The following is a 15,000-nucleotide window of genomic DNA, read 5'->3' as shown; positions in this document are numbered from 1 at the left end:
AGAAATCGCACCACGTAACACATGATATACACCTTGATACTCTTTCATTTTTTCCATCGCGATTACATCTTTCGGTTCTTGCACGACACAAACAACTGATTGATCTCGATGTGAATCATTACAAATATAACAAGGATCACGATCAGTAATATGTCCGCATACAGAACAGTACGCTAAATCTCGCTTCGCATTTACAAGTGCTTTCGCGAAACCTAACACATCATCTTCTTTCATATCTAATACGAAAAATGCCAATCGAACCGCTGTTTTCGGTCCGATACCTGGCAACTTCATAAAACTATCGATTAGTTTTGATATTGGTTCTGGATAATGCATGTATCAATATCCTCCTAGAACATTCCACCTGGTAAGTTTAAGCCTTTTGTAAATTTACCCATTGTAGAGTTTGAAAGCTCATCAGCCTTTTTAAGTGCATCATTTGTTGCAGCTAATACTAAGTCTTGTAACATTTCGATATCTTCTGGATCTACAACTTCCTCTTTAATCTTCACTTCAAGAATTTGCTTGTGACCATTTGCAATAACTGTAATCATTCCGCCGCCAGCTGTACCTTCAACTGTTTTTTCACCAAGCTCTTCTTGTGCTTTCGCCATGTCCTTTTGCATCTTTTGCATTTGTTTCATCATGTTATTCATATTTCCCATTCCGCCACGCATCATAATTAATTCCTCCTAATTATTATTACTCTTTTATTTCAATGAGTTCTTGCCCTACTAACTTCACTGCCTCTTCTATAAGAGGGTCTTCCTTTTTCTCCGGGCTTTCTTCAGACTCTCCACCTTCACGTTGTAAAAAGTCTTCACGGATTTTACCCCATTCACTTTTTGGAATGGCAATCATATTTAACCTTTTACTTAGCAATTCAAATAAAGCTTGTTCTACTGTATCCATAGCTTCTCGATTTTCGCTCGCCATCTTACAGTGAATCTCATATTGAAATGCTAAAACGTAAGTGTCATCTGAAGCTGCCACTGGTTCACTATTTTCAAGCAAAACGGCAAACGCTACTTTGTTATATGATTTGAGTCTTCCTAACAACTCACCCCATACAGCTTTTAATTGTTCTAAATCTTGACGCTTCGCTTGTTTTAATACTTCATTTACACGTCCAACAGGAATTTTCATACTTCCTGTTCGTACCGGTTTTGGTGTTGCACGTGTCTCTCTTACTTCCTGTTGTACACCTGCTGGCACACCGTTCTTTTTGACTTGCTCTAACTCTTTCTCCAGTTGCTGCATCCTGTTCATAATTGCTTGCAAACGATCTGTACCATTTGCTTGCATCATAAACTGTTGACACAATTGCACCATAACAACTTCTAAGAAAATACGCGGATGATTTGTCCACTTCATTTCCTGTTGTCCCTTACTAAGGGTATGAATAATCTCATAGATCACTTCCGGTTGCATTTCTTCACTCAACTTACGGAATTGATCATCTACAATTACTCGTTCCAACATATGTTCTAGTTGTGGTGAAGTTTGATATAAAAGCATATCACGATAATAGTAAATGAAATCCTCCATAAAACGAACTGGATCCTTCCCTTTACTCATCATTTCATCTATGATTTGCAATGCTCTTGATACATCATTTTCACGTATGCACTCTACTAAATTGCCTAAGTATTGCTGAGAAACAGATCCTGTTACGGCCAATACATCTTCTGTCGTAACAATCTCATCACTATAAGATATAGCCTGATCAATAAGACTAAGCGCATCACGCATACCACCTTCGGCAGCACGCGCAACAATTTGTAATGCTTCACCTTCCACTTGCGTACCTTCATTTGTCACGACCGTTGATAATCTCTCAACAATATCATTCACTGATATTTTTCGGAATTCAAAGCGCTGACAACGTGAAATGATTGTAGGTGGGATCTTATGAGGTTCTGTTGTCGCCAAAATAAAGATAACATGTCCTGGCGGCTCTTCTAAGGTTTTTAAAAGCGCATTGAATGCACCCATAGAAAGCATGTGAACTTCATCAATAATGTATACTTTATATTCTACAGCACTTGGAGCGTATTTTACTTTATCTCTAATATCTCGAATTTCATCTACACCGTTATTTGAAGCCGCATCAATTTCTAATACATCTGAAATGGATCCTTGTGTGATTCCTAAACAAGAAGGACATTCATTACAAGGTTCAGCTACCGGAGCATGTTCACAGTTAATTGCTTTTGCAAATACTTTTGCAATTGTCGTTTTTCCTGTTCCCCTCGGGCCAGAAAATAAATAAGCATGTGAAACTTTCTCTTGAAGAAGGGCATTTTGCAACGTTTTTGTCACGTGCTTTTGACCGACTACATCTTCGAACTTTTGCGGTCTCCATGTTCGGTATAACGCTTGGTATGACACGAAAATACGGCCTCCCTCAAAGGTTATTATCTCATTTATTATAACCCATTCTGTTTATAGATTCCAAAAGTTATTTTCTATACAAAAAACTCACCTTTGTATTAAGGTGAGTTTTGTATACATATATAACTGCCGTGCACCCTCCGTCGATTACGTACCATAAGCGTTACTCAAGCAGTTAGCTCGGTTCAGGCACTCCTGCGGCACACGAGAAGACCCGCTTATTGCTGCTTCCTTCCGGACCTGACAAGGTTCACGGGGTCCCGTTGCGCAGGACCCAAACGTCAACACCACTTACTTAAGGCAGACCTTACAGCAACATAACCTCGAGAGGGGATTCGGCCTCGCTAGAGCGGATTGCGAGTATAGGGCACCGCTACCTCCCCGCTTAGCACGGCAAAGTTAAAACCAATATTCGGTTGCCTTCATTAAAGGCATTATCAGTATAACTTGTTTCTTTAGAAAATGCAAATACGTTAGTTCCCAGTATTCTTCTCTAATTTTTTTATTGCTTTTCTTTTTTTACGAAGCTCTCTAAAAAAGTTTGTTAACAACGTACCGCATTCTTCCTCTAGTACACCAGATACTACTTCACATTGATGATTGAAGCGTTCATCCGTTAAAAGATTCATCAATGTCCCTGCACATCCGCCCTTCGGATCACTTGCACCATATACAACTCGCTTCACTCGTGATAAAACAATTCCACCCGCACACATTGGACAAGGTTCTAATGTTACATACAATGTTGCATCTTCTAAACGCCATGTCCCTAATTTTTTACATGCATCATCTATCGCTAGCAACTCAGCATGAGCTATTGATCTTTGCTCAGTTTCCCTTAAATTATGGGCAACACTAATTACCTCACCATCTAACACTATAACTGCTCCAATTGGTACTTCCTGTATTTCCTCTGCCTTTTTAGCTTCTTCTATCGCTAATTGCATAAAATAAATATCTTGATCTTGTTCCATAACATAGTCCTTTCATTACAAATAAAGTACACTTATTTCCATTTACTACACAGGGGATAACTTTTACAAATTCAATCCACCCTAAAAGAAAAAAGAGAGGGGATTACATATGAAAAATACCGCCTTGCTCATTATCGATATGATTAATGACTTTCAATTTTCCCACGGACCCATTCTAGCTAAAAAATGCGAAACTATAACAAACCCTATTTTACAATTAAAGAAAAAAATGAAATCCTTCGGCTATCCTATAATTTACGTTAATGACCATTATCAACTTTGGAGATCTGATATCGACCAACTTATTACTCATTGCACAAATGAATATAGCGAAAATATAATCCATAAGATTGCTCCAAGTTTTGATGAGTACATTTTTATTAAACCACATTATTCCGCTTTTTATGAAACACCTTTAAATTCATTACTAGGTTATTTAAAAATAGAAAATCTAATATTAACAGGGGTTGCCGGAAATATATGTATCCTATTTACAGCTAATGATGCTCATATGAGAAATTATAAATTGTATGTACCACAGGATTGTATCGCCTCTAACAACGACCAAGATAATATACATGCTTTAAAAATAATGGAAACTACATTGAAAGCAAATATAACATCATCAACCAAAATAAAATTTAATTAATACATATATCTATTTTCTAACTTTTTATATCAAATTAACCCGCTCGCTTCCCTCTTGTGCTACAATAATTCTGTTTTGTGTTTTTAGTAGTCACGGTAAATCACTGATTGAAAGGAGGAAACAGCGTGACCGGAGTACCATTTATCACGGTTGAAGGACCAATTGGTGTTGGAAAAACTTCACTTGCGAAGGAAATTTCAACTCACATGCAACTCCACTTACTAAAAGAGATTGTTGATGAAAATCCCTTTTTAGGAAAGTTCTATGAAGACATCGACGAATGGAGTTTTCAAACAGAGATGTTCTTTCTTTGTAATAGATACAAACAATTAGAAGACATTAACATAAAGTACTTGAATCAAAGGAAACCAGTAGTAGCGGATTACCATATCTTTAAAAATTTAATTTTTGCATCCCGCACATTAAAAGACTCTCAATATGACAAATACATGCAAATTTATCGTATCCTTACACAAGATATGCCTGTGCCAAATGTCATTGTTTATTTAACAGCTAGCCTAGAGACATTGCAAAAACGAATCGCCATGCGCGGAAGAGAATTTGAAAAAAACATGGATCCAAATTACTTACTACAGCTCACAAAAGATTATGAAACAGCAATGGATGCTTTTAAAAAAGATCATCCGGAAATACCAGTATTGAAATTTAATGGCGACGATATGGATTTTGTAAAAAATCCTGATGATTTAAACGTTATCCTATCTGCCCTTCAAAATACTCTCTTAAAGGAGTCGAAATAATAATGAATTTAAGGCAAAAATATGATATACCCAATGACGCAGTAATCACTATCGCCGGAACAGTAGGTGTGGGTAAATCAACTATGACAACTGCATTAGCTAATGCTTTAGGTTATCGCACATCATTTGAAAAAGTAGATTCCAATCCATATTTGGACAAGTTCTATGCGGACTTCACTCGCTGGAGCTTCCACCTACAAGTGTACTTTTTAGCAGAACGATTTAAGGAACAAAAAAGAATTTTTGAATATGGTGGCGGTTTTGTTCAAGATCGTTCCATTTACGAAGACACTGGAATTTTCGCAAAGATGCATCATGAAAAAGGAACAATGACGGAAACTGATTATGAAACATACAAAGGTTTATTTGACGCTATGGTCATGACTCCTTACTTCCCTCATCCAGACTTATTAATTTACTTAGAAGGTTCTTTCGATGATATTGTCGATCGTATTCAAGAACGCGGGCGCCCAATGGAACAGCAAACACCAATTGAGTACTGGAAAGAAATGCATGGACGTTATGAAAACTGGATTAACAACTTTAATTCATGCCCTGTATTACGCTTAAATATTAATGAGTACGATATTTTAAAAGATGGTGATTCAATCGAACCAATCATAAAAAAAATTGGCCATTTTTTAAAACAAACACGTAAACTTGTAAAATAAAAAACCCGTGCATATGCACGGGTTTTCCTATTAAATTACTTCTTCTTTGTTGGAGCAATAATTTCACTCTCAGGTTTTCCTGCGTTAATGCGCTGACGAACAGTACTTGTACTAATATCGTATGCTTCAGCAATCTCTTTAACAGTCATTTCTTTCCCGTTAATTACTGCCGTTAATACTTTACCTGTACGTTTTGGAGCTGCTTCTTTCTTTACAGCTGCTTTTTTAACTTGTTTTGGCGCCTCTACTTTACTCGTAGCTGGTTTTACATCACAAGTACAACCACAAAGTTTACGGAATGTATCATCACTAATAATGCGTGATACGTTTGCACCACTGTTTAAAATTCTATTGTTCTTACAGACAGGACATTGTACATAATATAAAGTTTTTCCATCTAAAGGAAACGTTTGTATAATAAGATCCATGTTGACTCCTTTCATATCTATGAAGATAATCATCGGAATATGAGTGTGTAATAAGGACAAAATTACCTTACACCATACTTTATGATTGGTTTTAAAATAAAAACTCGTTACGTGTTGGTAACGAGTTCTCCAATCTCCACTTATATGCGCTGTTGTCAATTATATCTGGAGGAGGTAGAGGGATTCGAACCCCCGCGCGACTCTCGCCGCCTGTCGGTTTTCAAGACCGATCCCTTCAGCCAGACTTGGGTATACCTCCATATTGACATCAAATATAATATCAAAAGAAAAACAGTTAGTCAACCCTACTAAAATAAATTATGAGGAAAGGAAAATTTTACTTTCCCCTTCCTACATTACAGTACTGACAACGCTCATAATTACCAATCACTCATACCGATGAATGTTTAAATTTACTTAATAACTGTTTTTCCTCCCATATAAGGGCGAAGAACTTCTGGAATTATAATTGTACCATCTTCTTGTTGGTAGTTCTCTAAAATAGCTGCAACCGTACGTCCAATTGCAAGACCAGATCCATTTAATGTATGAACATGTTCTGGTTTTCCATTTGGTTCACGGCGGAAACGGATATTTGCACGTCTCGCTTGGAAAGCTTCAAAATTACTACAAGAAGAAATTTCACGATATGTGCCATAGCTTGGAATCCATACTTCAATATCGTATTTCTTCGCTGCTGTAAATCCTAAATCGCCTGTGCACATGCTCATAACGCGATATGGCAACTCTAATAATTGTAACACGCGTTCTGCATCATTTGTTAACTTTTCTAACTCTTCATAAGAATCTTCTGGTTTTACGAACTTCACAAGCTCTACTTTATTAAACTGATGCTGGCGAATTAAACCACGTGTATCACGTCCAGCTGAACCTGCTTCAGAACGGAAGCAAGAGCTAAATGCAGCATATCTTATAGGCAATTGCTCTTTATTTAAAATCTCATCACGATGCATATTCGTTACAGGTACTTCAGCTGTTGGAATTAAGAAGTAATCTTCACTTTCAATACGGAATGCATCTTCTTCAAACTTTGGAAGTTGTCCTGTTCCTGTCATACTTGCACGGTTTACCATATATGGAGGTAATACTTCTTCATATCCATGCTCATCAGTATGAAGATCAAGCATAAAGCTAATTAAAGCACGCTCTAATCTTGCACCAGCACCTTTGTAGAATACGAAGCGGCTTCCTGTTACTTTCCCAGCGCGTTCAAAATCTAAAATTCCTAAATCAGTAGCAAGATCCCAATGTGGTTTTGGCTCATAAGTAAATTCTTTCACTTCTCCCCAAGTACGTGCTACTACATTATCATCCTCTGTTTCACCAACTGGAGCAGATTCATGAGGGATATTTGGAATAGATAACATTAATCTTTCTAAGTCTTCTTCAACTGTACGAAGTTCGTTATCAAGATCCTTTACTTTTTCTCCAACTTCACGCATTTCTAAAATTAGAGCTTCTGCATCTTTCTTTTCACGCTTCAATACAGAGATTTGTTGAGATACTTCGTTACGTTTACTTTTTAGTTCCTCTGTTTGAACAAGTAGTTCTCTTCTTCTCGTATCCAATTCTTCAAAACGACCAAAATCAGTTAAATCTTCGCCTCTATGCTGTAATTTCGCTTTTACTTCTTCAAAGTTTGTACGTAAAAATTTAATATCAAGCATTGTATACTCCTCCTTTTATTTTATAAAACACAAAAAACTCCCGTCCCTATATAAAGGGACGGGAGTTAACCCGCGTTGCCACCCTAGTTGAAAGCATTACCGCTTTCCTCTCAAGTAGAAATAACGGCTCTTCACCGGGAATGCTTACTAATCCAAAAGATATTCCACATTCCATTCCAGGATGGATTCACAAACTGTTTCTATCGATTTCCACCAACCATCGACTCTCTATAAGAAACGACATTTGTTACTATTTCCTATCAACACGCTTATTTTATAAAATTGTTACCATCAATTTACTATAATCTTATACAAGTTGCAAGTTACTTATACAACTTTTTTCATTTTCGCTTCTTTTACCATTTCAACAAAGTATGCTGTTACACGATGATCATCTGTTAATTCCGGATGGAATGAAGCAGCTAAAAACTGTTTTTGTCTTACCGCTACCATTCGGTCACCATGTTTAGAAAGCACTTCAACATTATCAGCTACTTCTACAACATACGGCGCACGGATAAATACACCAACGAAGTCTTCACCCACGCCTTCAATTGAAAGCGCAGCCTCAAAACTATCCTTTTGGCGTCCGAACGCATTACGCTCAACTGTAATATCCATAGCCCCAATATGTGCTTCTTCATAGCCAATAAGTGTTTTCGCAAGAAGAATCATCCCTGCACATGTACCAAACATTGGTTTACCAGACTTTGCAAATGTACGAAGTGGTTCCATGAAAGCATACTTATCAATAAGACGGCGCATTGTTGTACTTTCACCGCCCGGTAAAATAAGACCATCAATCTCTTCAAGTTGCTCTATACGCTTTACAACAACAGCTTCTGCACCACTTGCTTCAACTGATTTTACATGCTCACGAACTGCACCTTGAAGACCTAGTACACCGATTTTCACCATTTTAAAGTTCTCCTTTAATTACCATCCACGCTCTTGCATGCGTTGTTCTGGTAATAACGTTGAAATTTCGACACCCTTCATTGCATTACCTAATCCTTTAGAAAGGCTTGCAATTAGTTCGTAATCTTCATAATGAGTCGTTGCTTCAACAATTGCACGTGCAAATTTCTCTGGGTTTTCTGATTTAAAGATACCAGATCCAACAAATACCCCATCAGCACCAAGTTGCATCATTAATGCTGCATCTGCTGGTGTTGCTACACCACCTGCCGCAAAGTTTACAACTGGTAAGCGACCAAGACGTTTAATTTCAAGTAATACTTCGTAAGGAGCGCCAGTATTTTTTGCATATGTCATTAACTCATCTTCACGTAGACTCGCAACTTGACGGATTTCTGCATTGACTTGGCGCATATGACGCACTGCCTCTACAATGTTTCCTGTTCCTGGTTCACCTTTTGTACGAAGCATAGATGCACCTTCTGCAATACGACGTGCAGCTTCTCCGATATCACGGCAACCACATACAAATGGAACTGTGTAATCACGTTTATTTAAATGGTATACTTCATCAGCAGGAGTTAATACTTCACTCTCATCGATATAGTCTACCCCTAATGATTCTAATACACGTGCTTCTACAAGGTGACCGATACGGCATTTTGCCATAACCGGAATTGACACCGCACCCATAACTTCTTCAACAATTGTTGGGTCTGCCATACGAGAAACGCCACCTGCTGCACGAATATCTGCTGGTACACGCTCTAATGCCATAACGGCAACTGCGCCTGCCTCTTCTGCAATTTTTGCTTGTTCAGCGTTAACTACGTCCATAATAACGCCGCCTTTTTGCATTTCTGCCATTCCACGTTTTACACGTTCTGTCCCTGTTACATTTGTCATGTACAAAAACCCCCCTAGGTGAATTGCTTTCCCCCGTTAAAGGCGAAAATTAAGAATACTCTTACATTCTACCACTAACTATCAGATGCTTGTCTACTACTTTTTCATAAAGTCGGTATGAAAAATAGGAATAAAAAAAAGCTCCTATCGTGAGGAGCTTTTAAAACCAACCTTTTACTGTATCAACAGCACTATTCCACATACCACTAAAGAATGAACCAATTCCGCGCATAGCACGAGTAAACCAGTTTGCTTCTTCTACTTCAGATGTCGTTACAAGATCCACTTGCAGTGACTTACCAGTTAAAAATCCAGGGTCGTTTGTATCTTTTGGCGTAATTACCATTTGACCAAGCGCAGCTCCCTTTTTAATAGGTGCTTCTTGTCCCTTACTTGATTCTTTTAATTCTGTTTTATAAACATCTTTACTTCCTTTTGGCACTGGAAGTGAAATAGCTTGTTTCGTTTGAACTGCTACATCTTTATCTTTCGCATTTTCTACTCGTACTGTTTCTTGTCCTTTTACTGAAGAACCTTTTTTATACATTTGTTTCACTTCAAAGTTAGCAAATCCATAATCATATAGCTTCTTTGTTTCATCAAAACGTGCTGTATGAGAACTTGTTTTAATAACTACAGAAATAAAACGCATTCCGTTTCTTTCAACCGTACCAGTGAAGCAATCTCCTGCTTCTGGAGTTGAGCCTGTTTTTAGGCCATCTACGCCATCATATTCTTTAACTAAGCCCTTTAACATCCAGTTCCAGTTCGACATTCCAAACTTCTCTTTTTCTGGACGGAATTCTTTTTTAGGGATTTTTGCTGTATCTAACACTTTTGGATAATCTTTAATTAAATGTTGTGCTAAAGTTGCAACATCCTTTGCAGACATTTTATTTTCTTCATCCGCTGTTGTTCCTTCAGGATGCATTCCCTTTAAATCTTTATTCGTTAAACCTGTAGAATTGACAAATTTATAATTTTTTAACCCTAGTTCTTTCGATTTGTCATTCATCATTTTTACGAAGTCTACTTCTTTACCTGCAATTGCTTCTGCTAATGCAATTGTTGCACCATTTGCAGAAAAGATTGCCATTGCTTCGTATAACTCTTTTACTGTATAAGAGCCACCATTTTCTAATGCAACATTTGATAATGAAGCATCTTGTGAAACCTTATATGCATATTCAGAAACCTTAATTTTCTGGTCCCACTTAAGTTTTCCTTTATCCACTGCTTCGTGAACTAAATATTCACTCATCATCTTTGTCATACTAGCAATGGATAATAATTCATCTGCATTCTTTTGATATAAAATTTTCCCAGAATTCGCTTCTACTAAAATTGCCGCACCTGCTTCAATGTTTAAAGCGGCTCCTGTTTCAGCTGATGCATTGCTATATGGCATAAAAATGCTACAAGCTAGTGTAAGCACTGTTACCAAAGCAATGAATCTTTTGCAAAACATACCTTTCACTTTTGCTACCCCCAATATCTATGTACTCACATAACCGTTATTCTAACATAATCAAAAAAAAATAGACAGAGATATCAAATCTCTGTCTATTTGTATATAAGACATTATAATGAGTAGTTTGGAGCCTCTTTTGTAATTTGTACGTGATGAGGATGACTTTCACGTAAGCCAGCACCTGACATACGAATGAATTGTGCATTTTCGCGTAAGAATTCTAAATCCTGTGCTCCGCAATATCCCATACCTGCACGTAAGCCACCAACTAATTGGTGAACTGTATCTGCTAAAGGTCCTTTATATGGCACTCGTCCTTCAATACCTTCTGGGACAAGCTTTTTATTACCTTCTTGGAAGTAACGATCTTTACTTCCTTTTTCCATCGCACCGACAGAACCCATACCACGATACACTTTAAATTGACGACCTTGGTAAATTTCAGTTTCTCCAGGGCTTTCTGCAACACCTGCAAACATGCTACCTAGCATAACAACATGTGCTCCTGCCGCTAAAGCTTTCACCATATCACCAGAGTACTTAATACCACCATCAGCAATAACTGGAATACCGTGTTTACGAGCTTCTGTTGCACAATCATAAACTGCAGTTAATTGTGGTACACCAACACCGGCTACAACGCGTGTTGTACAAATAGAACCTGGTCCAATACCAACTTTAACTACGTTTGCACCAGCTTCAATTAATGCTTTCGTTGCTTCAGCAGTAGCAACATTTCCAGCGATAATATTTAGTGATGGGTATTTAGCACGAACTTCTTTTACCTTATCAATAACACCTTTAGAATGTCCATGTGCTGTATCAAGTACAATTGCATCTACACTAGCTTTTACTAATGCATCGATGCGAAGCATAGCATCCGCTGTTACACCAACTGCTGCTCCAACTAATAAGCGTCCTTGCTTATCCTTAGCAGAGTTTGGGAATTCAATTACTTTTTCAATATCTTTTATTGTAATAAGCCCTTGTAATACACCGTTATTATCAACAAGAGGGAGTTTTTCAATTTTATACTTTTGTAGGATCTTTTCAGCTTCTTCCAGTGTAGTACCAACTGGAGCTGTAATTAATTGTTCTTTTGTCATTACGTCAGAAATTTTGATTGAGTAGTCTTGGATGAAGCGCATATCACGGTTTGTAATAATACCAACTAATTTTCGCTCATCTAAATTATTTACAACCGGTACACCTGAGATACGATATTTTCCCATAAGATGTTCTGCATCATATACTTGATGTTCTGGAGTTAAGAAGAAAGGATCTGAAATAACGCCGCTTTCAGAGCGCTTTACTTTATCAACTTGCTCTGCTTGTTGCTCAATAGACATATTCTTATGAATAATTCCTAAACCACCTTGGCGAGCCATTGCAATAGCCATGTCAGCTTCTGTTACTGTATCCATTCCTGCACTAATTAACGGGATGTTTAGCTGTAAGCTTTCAGATAAAACTGTTTTAACACTTACTTCTCTTGGTAATATATCTGACCTAGCTGGTACAAGTAATACATCATCAAAAGTCAAACCTTCTTTAACAAATTTAGATTCCCACATAATTGTTCCCCCTATGATACCAGAAATTATTATTAGTAGCTTATCAATTGGTTAAAATACTGTCAAGGACGTATATATATGTTAGAATTTTTAGACAATAAAAGGAGCGTAATATATGCATCAAACATCTTGTACTTGGCAGCAGTTAAGTTTCTTTTTTTCATCTCAAAACGTACAACGTTATCTTGCCCGTTGTTATGAAAAATCCTCTATTCAGGATGCAGAAAAAAAAAGTTTTGAAAATTGTTATCCCTTTATTTATTACTTAGAACACGGGAAAAATTATTATGAATTATATAAGACAGCTCCATTTTCCATTCAACCAATGTTGTTATTTTATGGAATTAGTCAACTGTTTAAAGCATGCCTACTAACTATTGACCCTAACTATCCTGAATCCACTACTGTTTTAGCTCATGGCGTTACAACTCGCAAACGAAAAAAACAAGGGTATCAATTTTTAGAAGATGAGGTGAAGGTACAAAAAAACGGATTGTTTACTCATGTTGCAGAACAACTGTTTCACATGAAACACTTAGAAGCAGAAAAATTTAACATGTTAGAACTAATGGGAAATATTCCAGAATTACAAAATTTATTTCGTTATAGTCAAAAAGGATCAACTTTATATAAAATTGATTCAACAATTAAAAATGAGCTCTCCTTTTCAGTCAACCTACTAGATCGATTACATATGACTAAAGAGAGATTTTCTCGTTACATTGAAACATCTTGTAAGCATTTATCAATACAACACGTACCTGAGAAGACTAATGAATCGAATTTACTTTTTACAGCGCCTATTCAATCATGGAATCCTATGTACAGTACTCCTTTATACTATGAACATCTTACTAATACTTATTATTTGCCACTTACGACTGACCCTAGAAATCCTAAGCCAATATTACCTGAACTCCTCATTCATTATTTATTGCTCTATAATTTAAGCATGATTTCTAGATATGAAACAGATTGGTGGTATGACTTACTTGGAAGTTATGGTTCTGAAGATTATCCATTTATTTATCAATTTCTAAGTATTTCTGCTCAAAAAATCCCTTACTATATTTCAAATTTTTTATTAATGGAACCAAATCTATTTCATGGGAAATAAAAAAACACAAGTCAAATGACTTGTGTTTTTAGTTGCTTGGCGACGTCCTACTCTCACAGGGACAAGGTCCCAACTACCATCGGCGCTAGAGAGCTTAACTTCCGTGTTCGGTATGGGAACGGGTGTGACCTCTCTGCCATCATCACCAAACTATGAAGGCATATTCCTTCAAAACTAGATAACATTGCTACATATTATATGGTTAAGTCCTCGATCTATTAGTATTCGTCAGCTCCACATGTCACCATGCTTCCACCTCGAACCTATCAACCTGATCATCTTTCAGGGATCTTACTAGCTTACGCTATGGGAAATCTCATCTTGAGGGGGGCTTCATGCTTAGATGCTTTCAGCACTTATCCCTTCCGCACATAGCTACCCAGCTATGCCCTTGGCAGAACAACTGGTACACCAGCGGTGCGTCCATCCCGGTCCTCTCGTACTAAGGACAGCTCCTCTCAAATTTCCTACGCCCACGACGGATAGGGACCGAACTGTCTCACGACGTTCTGAACCCAGCTCGCGTACCGCTTTAATGGGCGAACAGCCCAACCCTTGGGACCGACTACAGCCCCAGGATGCGATGAGCCGACATCGAGGTGCCAAACCTCCCCGTCGATGTGGACTCTTGGGGGAGATAAGCCTGTTATCCCCGGGGTAGCTTTTATCCGTTGAGCGATGGCCCTTCCATGCGGAACCACCGGATCACTAAGCCCGACTTTCGTCCCTGCTCGACTTGTAGGTCTCGCAGTCAAGCTCCCTTATGCCTTTGCACTCTACGAATGATTTCCAACCATTCTGAGGGAACCTTTGGGCGCCTCCGTTACACTTTAGGAGGCGACCGCCCCAGTCAAACTGCCCACCTGACACTGTCTCCCGGGTCGATAAGACCCGTAGGTTAGAATTTCAATACAGTCAGGGCGGTATCCCACCAGCGCCTCCACCGAAGCTAGCGCTCCGGTTTCAATGGCTCCCGCCTATCCTGTACAAACTGTACCAAAATTCAATATCAGGCTACAGTAAAGCTCCACGGGGTCTTTCCGTCCTGTCGCGGGTAACCTGCATCTTCACAGGTACTATAATTTCACCGAGTCTCTGGTTGAGACAGTGCCCAAATCGTTACACCTTTCGTGCGGGTCGGAACTTACCCGACAAGGAATTTCGCTACCTTAGGACCGTTATAGTTACGGCCGCCGTTTACTGGGGCTTCAGTTCAGAGCTTCGCTTACGCTAACCCCTCTCCTTAACCTTCCAGCACCGGGCAGGTGTCACCCCCTATACTTCGCCTTACGGCTTCGCAGAGAGCTGTGTTTTTGCTAAACAGTCGCTTGGGCCTATTCACTGCGGCTTTCCGTTAAGAAAGCACCCCTTCTCCCGAAGTTACGGGGTCATTTTGCCGAGTTCCTTAACCAGAGTTCTCTCGCACACCTTAGGATTCTCTCCTCGCCT

The 15,000-nt window shown here is 38.4% G+C and carries 14 protein-coding genes, 1 tRNA gene, 2 rRNA genes, 1 other RNA gene and 1 other annotated feature (2 of these 19 running past the window's edge); of the genes, 4 read left to right on the top strand and 14 right to left on the bottom strand.

Annotated features, from left to right (window positions below; all coding sequences use genetic code 11):
- From recR to tadA, 5 genes are all read right to left on the bottom strand, one after another.
- Positions 1-336, bottom strand: the 5' portion of a protein-coding gene (gene recR, locus GD442_RS00135; RefSeq protein ID WP_000559169.1) for a recombination protein RecR. 261 nt of this gene lie to the left of the window's left edge; 336 of the gene's 597 nt are visible here — the first part of the coding sequence; it begins with the start codon at positions 334-336; the stop codon falls past the left edge of the window.
- A 14-nt stretch (positions 337-350) separates the two neighbouring features.
- Positions 351-677: a YbaB/EbfC family nucleoid-associated protein gene (locus tag GD442_RS00130; protein ID WP_014894853.1), complete on the bottom strand. Its 327-nt coding sequence runs from the start codon at positions 675-677 to the stop codon at positions 351-353.
- Positions 678-702: 25 nt separating this feature from the next.
- Positions 703-2,391, bottom strand: a complete 1,689-nt coding sequence (dnaX, locus tag GD442_RS00125; protein WP_000121587.1) for a DNA polymerase III subunit gamma/tau — start codon at positions 2,389-2,391, stop codon at positions 703-705.
- A 132-nt stretch (positions 2,392-2,523) separates the two neighbouring features.
- Positions 2,524-2,788, bottom strand: an RNA gene (gene ffs, locus GD442_RS00120) — signal recognition particle sRNA large type.
- 79 nt (positions 2,789-2,867) lie between these two features.
- Entirely contained in the window at positions 2,868-3,368 is a 501-nt protein-coding gene (gene tadA / locus GD442_RS00115) for a tRNA adenosine(34) deaminase TadA (RefSeq protein ID WP_000434329.1), read from the bottom strand.
- 109 nt (positions 3,369-3,477) lie between these two features.
- Here tadA and GD442_RS00110 point away from each other — a divergent pair, with 109 nt between their 5' ends.
- The 3 genes from GD442_RS00110 to GD442_RS00100 all read left to right on the top strand — a co-directional run bounded on the left by GD442_RS00110 (position 3,478) and on the right by GD442_RS00100 (position 5,449).
- Positions 3,478-4,017, top strand: coding sequence for a cysteine hydrolase family protein (locus GD442_RS00110; RefSeq protein WP_000798724.1), 540 nt, complete (start codon positions 3,478-3,480; stop codon positions 4,015-4,017).
- A gap of 125 nt (positions 4,018-4,142) precedes the next feature.
- Positions 4,143-4,778, top strand: a complete 636-nt coding sequence (locus GD442_RS00105) for a deoxynucleoside kinase (RefSeq protein WP_000148218.1) — start codon at positions 4,143-4,145, stop codon at positions 4,776-4,778.
- Between the two features lie 2 nt (positions 4,779-4,780).
- Positions 4,781-5,449, top strand: a complete 669-nt coding sequence (locus GD442_RS00100; protein ID WP_001053585.1) for a deoxynucleoside kinase — start codon at positions 4,781-4,783, stop codon at positions 5,447-5,449.
- A gap of 35 nt (positions 5,450-5,484) precedes the next feature.
- On the opposite strand, the gene GD442_RS00095 is transcribed toward GD442_RS00100, so the two are convergent.
- From GD442_RS00095 to guaB, 7 genes are all read right to left on the bottom strand, one after another.
- On the bottom strand, positions 5,485-5,877 hold the full coding sequence (locus GD442_RS00095) for a sigma factor-like helix-turn-helix DNA-binding protein (protein WP_000364193.1): 393 nt from the start codon (positions 5,875-5,877) through the stop codon (positions 5,485-5,487).
- A gap of 166 nt (positions 5,878-6,043) precedes the next feature.
- Positions 6,044-6,136 (bottom strand) — tRNA-Ser (locus GD442_RS00090).
- Between the two features lie 154 nt (positions 6,137-6,290).
- Positions 6,291-7,565 carry a serine--tRNA ligase gene (gene serS / locus GD442_RS00085; RefSeq protein WP_000884187.1) on the bottom strand — a complete coding sequence of 425 codons (1,275 nt, stop codon included), beginning with the start codon at positions 7,563-7,565 and terminating at the stop codon, positions 6,291-6,293.
- 51 nt (positions 7,566-7,616) lie between these two features.
- Positions 7,617-7,838 (bottom strand) — a binding site (T-box leader).
- Positions 7,839-7,892: 54 nt separating this feature from the next.
- Positions 7,893-8,483 carry a pyridoxal 5'-phosphate synthase glutaminase subunit PdxT gene (pdxT, locus tag GD442_RS00080; RefSeq protein WP_074555739.1) on the bottom strand — a complete coding sequence of 197 codons (591 nt, stop codon included), beginning with the start codon at positions 8,481-8,483 and terminating at the stop codon, positions 7,893-7,895.
- Positions 8,484-8,501: 18 nt separating this feature from the next.
- Positions 8,502-9,389, bottom strand: coding sequence for a pyridoxal 5'-phosphate synthase lyase subunit PdxS (gene pdxS, locus GD442_RS00075; RefSeq protein WP_000186165.1), 888 nt, complete (start codon positions 9,387-9,389; stop codon positions 8,502-8,504).
- A gap of 160 nt (positions 9,390-9,549) precedes the next feature.
- The gene (gene dacA / locus GD442_RS00070; RefSeq protein ID WP_124749816.1) at positions 9,550-10,857 is read right to left on the bottom strand and encodes a D-alanyl-D-alanine carboxypeptidase DacA; all 1,308 of its coding nucleotides are present in this window, start codon (positions 10,855-10,857) and stop codon (positions 9,550-9,552) included.
- A gap of 113 nt (positions 10,858-10,970) precedes the next feature.
- Entirely contained in the window at positions 10,971-12,434 is a 1,464-nt protein-coding gene (gene guaB, locus GD442_RS00065; RefSeq protein ID WP_000264088.1) for an IMP dehydrogenase, read from the bottom strand.
- 115 nt (positions 12,435-12,549) lie between these two features.
- Here guaB and GD442_RS00060 point away from each other — a divergent pair, with 115 nt between their 5' ends.
- Positions 12,550-13,551: a YaaC family protein gene (locus GD442_RS00060; RefSeq protein ID WP_000554287.1), complete on the top strand. Its 1,002-nt coding sequence runs from the start codon at positions 12,550-12,552 to the stop codon at positions 13,549-13,551.
- A 34-nt stretch (positions 13,552-13,585) separates the two neighbouring features.
- On the opposite strand, the gene rrf is transcribed toward GD442_RS00060, so the two are convergent.
- Positions 13,586-13,701 (bottom strand): 5S ribosomal RNA (gene rrf / locus GD442_RS00055).
- Between the two features lie 48 nt (positions 13,702-13,749).
- Positions 13,750-15,000, bottom strand: a 23S ribosomal RNA gene (locus GD442_RS00050); it runs 1,671 nt beyond the window's last position.

It is taken from the genome of Bacillus sp. A260 (assembly GCF_009861435.1).
In the GTDB taxonomy this organism is placed as follows: Bacteria; Bacillota; Bacilli; order Bacillales; family Bacillaceae_G; genus Bacillus_A; species Bacillus_A cereus.
Note: the sequence above shows the minus strand (reverse complement) of the source record. Positions and strands in the feature narration are given on the sequence as shown.

What these genes read in the sequence shown, in the direction of transcription:
- GD442_RS00100 (WP_001053585.1), top strand. Translation starts at nt 4,781, where the DNA reads ATGAATTTAAGGCAAAAATATGATATACCCAATGACGCAGTAATCACT.
- serS (WP_000884187.1), bottom strand. Translation starts at nt 7,565, where the DNA reads ATGCTTGATATTAAATTTTTACGTACAAACTTTGAAGAAGTAAAAGCG.
- guaB (WP_000264088.1), bottom strand. Translation starts at nt 12,434, where the DNA reads ATGTGGGAATCTAAATTTGTTAAAGAAGGTTTGACTTTTGATGATGTA.
- GD442_RS00110 (WP_000798724.1), top strand. Translation starts at nt 3,478, where the DNA reads ATGAAAAATACCGCCTTGCTCATTATCGATATGATTAATGACTTTCAA.
- pdxS (WP_000186165.1), bottom strand. Translation starts at nt 9,389, where the DNA reads ATGACAAATGTAACAGGGACAGAACGTGTAAAACGTGGAATGGCAGAA.
- tadA (WP_000434329.1), bottom strand. Translation starts at nt 3,368, where the DNA reads ATGGAACAAGATCAAGATATTTATTTTATGCAATTAGCGATAGAAGAA.
- pdxT (WP_074555739.1), bottom strand. Translation starts at nt 8,483, where the DNA reads ATGGTGAAAATCGGTGTACTAGGTCTTCAAGGTGCAGTTCGTGAGCAT.
- dacA (WP_124749816.1), bottom strand. Translation starts at nt 10,857, where the DNA reads ATGTTTTGCAAAAGATTCATTGCTTTGGTAACAGTGCTTACACTAGCT.
- GD442_RS00095 (WP_000364193.1), bottom strand. Translation starts at nt 5,877, where the DNA reads ATGGATCTTATTATACAAACGTTTCCTTTAGATGGAAAAACTTTATAT.
- GD442_RS00130 (WP_014894853.1), bottom strand. Translation starts at nt 677, where the DNA reads ATGCGTGGCGGAATGGGAAATATGAATAACATGATGAAACAAATGCAA.
- GD442_RS00060 (WP_000554287.1), top strand. Translation starts at nt 12,550, where the DNA reads ATGCATCAAACATCTTGTACTTGGCAGCAGTTAAGTTTCTTTTTTTCA.